The following is a 2,414-nucleotide window of genomic DNA, read 5'->3' on the forward strand; positions in this document are numbered from 1 at the left end:
CGCGACGACTGGTTCTACTTCGTGCACGGCTACGCCGCGGACGACGACGACGCGACGCTCGCCGCCGCCGAACACGGCGCGCCGTTCGCGGCGGTGGTCGCGCGCGGCCACGTGCACGGCACGCAGTTCCATCCCGAGAAATCCGCCGCGGCCGGCCGCCGCCTGCTGACGAACTTCTTCGCGCTATGAACGTCATTCCCGCGATCGACCTGCGCGACGGCCGCGTCGTGCGCCTGCGCCAGGGCGACTTCGCCCAGGCGCGCATCTTCGCGCACGATCCGCTCGAGCTCGCCGCGCGCTACGCGCGCGCAGGCGCCGACTGGCTGCACCTGGTCGACCTCGACGGCGCGCGCGCGGCGCAACCGTTGCAGCTCGCCTCGATCGCGCGCATCGCCGGCAGCGCGCTGCGCGTGCAGGCCGGCGGTGGCGTGCGCACGCGCGACGACGTGCAGCGCCTGCTCGACGCGGGTGTCGAGCGCGTCGTCGTCGGCAGCGTCGCGGTGCGCGCGCCCGACGCCTTCGCCGACTGGCTACGGGACTTCGGTGCCGAACGCCTCTGCCTCGCGATGGACCTGCGCCTCGGCGAGGACGGCCGCTGGCGCCCCGCGGTCGACGCATGGCGATCGACCGACGACGGCGACTACGCCGCGTTGCTGAAACGCTTCGCCGATGCGGGCCTGCGCCACGTGCTGACCACCGACGTCGCGCACGACGGCATGGCGGCGGGGCCGAACCTCGCACTGTATCGCCTGCTCGCCGCGCGCTGGCCGTCGTTCGCGTGGATCGCTTCGGGCGGCGTGCGCGACCTCGCCGACGTCGCCGCGCTGCGCGGCACCGGCGTCGCCGCGTGCGTCGCCGGCACGGCGCTGCTCGAAGGCAGCCTGCCGCTGGAGGCCCTGTGCTCGCGCGCCGCCTGATTCCCTGCCTCGACGTCGCCGACGGCACGGTCGTCAAGGGCGTGCGCTTCCGCGACCACCGCGTCGTCGGCGACATCGTCGCGCTCGCGCGCCGCTATGCCGCGGAGGGCGCGGACGAACTCGTGTTCTACGACATCACCGCGAGCCCGGAACGCCGCCGCGTCGACCTCGCGTGGGTCGAACGCGTCGCACGCGAGCTCGACGTCCCGTTCTGCGTCGCCGGTGGCATCCGTTCGGTCGCCGATGCCGAGGCAGTGCTCGCCGCGGGCGCGGACAAGGTGTCGATCAACAGCCCGGCGCTCGCACGCCCCGCGATCGTCGACGAGCTCGCCGCACGCTTCGGCAGCCAGTGCGTCGTCGTCGGCATCGACGTAGACGCACACACTGACCATCATGGCGCGTGGCGCGTCGTCGCCGACAGCGGCAAACCGGAACAGGCGCGCGACAGCGGCCGCGACCTGCTCGCCTGGGTGCGCGAGGTCGACGCGCGCGGCGCGGGCGAGATCGTGCTCAACGCGATCCGCAACGACGGCGTGCGCGCAGGCTACGCGCACGCGGTGCTCGACGCCGTGCGCGCGGCGACGGACCTGCCGCTCGTCGCATCCGGCGGCGCGGGTTCGATCGAGCACTTCGGCGACGTGTTCGAGCGCTGCGGCGTCGATGCCGCGCTCGCGGCGAGCGTGTTCCATTCCGGTGAGATCCGCATCGGCGATCTCAAGCGCCACCTCGCCGCGCGCGGCATCGTGGTGCGGCCATGACCACGGTCGCGTTCGACGCCGATGCGCTCGACTGGAGCAAAGGCGACGGCCTGCTCCCGCTCGTCGTGCAGCACGCGCACGACGGCCGCGTGCTCATGCTCGGCTACACCGACCGCGGCGCGCTCGAGCGCACGCTCGCGACGGGCGAGGTGCATTTCTGGTCGCGCTCGAAGCAGCGCCTCTGGCGCAAGGGCGAGAGCTCGGGCCACGTGCTCGCACTCGTCTCGCTCGCGGCCGACTGCGACCGCGACGCGCTGCTCGCGCAGGCCGTGCCGCGCGGACCGACCTGCCACCGCGGCGCGTCGAGCTGTTTCGACGGCGACTCGCGCGCGCATCCGTGGCTCAACGAACTCGAAGCGCTGATCGCCTCACGCGCCGGCGCGGATCCGACGTCGAGCTATGTCGCCCGGCTGCTCGCGGCGACGCCCGCACGGCGTGCGCAAAAGGTCGGCGAAGAAGGCGTCGAAGTCGCGCTCGCGGCGGCGACCGGCGACCTCGACGGACTTCGCGGCGAGGCCGCCGACCTCCTCTTCCACCTGCTCGTGCTGCTGCGTGGCAGCGGCCTCGCGTTCGCCGATGTCGTCGCCGAACTCGCGCTGCGCGACCGGCCGCGATCGACGGGATAGGTCGCCCCGACCGCTGTCGGGCGCGCCGCAGTGGGCGCGCCCGCGATGGGCTTCGCCGCGGACGCGCGCAAGCATCGCGCCATGGCTGGTCGGCAGAGCCGGCGTGCACGTCG

At 73.9% G+C, this 2,414-nt stretch carries 4 protein-coding genes; all 4 read left to right on the plus strand.

Annotation, left to right across the window (positions count from 1 at the left end):
- Window positions 1–189 (plus strand): glutamine amidotransferase-related protein (locus tag VI238_RS00750; RefSeq protein ID WP_414650009.1); only part of this gene is annotated, 189 nt, incomplete at its 5' end.
- On the plus strand, window positions 186–917 hold the full coding sequence (locus tag VI238_RS00755) for a 1-(5-phosphoribosyl)-5-[(5-phosphoribosylamino)methylideneamino] imidazole-4-carboxamide isomerase (RefSeq protein WP_331647422.1): 732 nt from the start codon (window positions 186–188) through the stop codon (window positions 915–917). The genes VI238_RS00750 and VI238_RS00755, both read left to right, overlap by 4 nt.
- A complete protein-coding gene (gene hisF, locus VI238_RS00760; RefSeq protein ID WP_331647423.1) occupies window positions 899–1,675 on the plus strand; it encodes an imidazole glycerol phosphate synthase subunit HisF in 777 nt (258 codons plus the stop codon). The genes VI238_RS00755 and hisF overlap by 19 nt, the downstream gene beginning before the upstream one ends.
- Window positions 1,672–2,301 (plus strand): bifunctional phosphoribosyl-AMP cyclohydrolase/phosphoribosyl-ATP diphosphatase HisIE, encoded by a 630-nt coding sequence (gene hisIE, locus VI238_RS00765; protein WP_331647424.1) that lies wholly within the window; start codon window positions 1,672–1,674, stop codon window positions 2,299–2,301. The genes hisF and hisIE overlap by 4 nt, the downstream gene beginning before the upstream one ends.
- Window positions 2,302–2,414: the final 113 nt, after the last annotated feature.

This window comes from Dokdonella sp. (assembly GCF_036518555.1).
In the GTDB taxonomy this organism is placed as follows: Bacteria; Pseudomonadota; Gammaproteobacteria; order Xanthomonadales; family Rhodanobacteraceae; genus Dokdonella_A.

Coding starts and splice junctions, on each gene's coding strand:
- VI238_RS00755 (WP_331647422.1), top strand. CDS start 186: ATGAACGTCATTCCCGCGATCGACCTGCGCGACGGCCGCGTCGTGCGC.
- hisIE (WP_331647424.1), top strand. CDS start 1,672: ATGACCACGGTCGCGTTCGACGCCGATGCGCTCGACTGGAGCAAAGGC.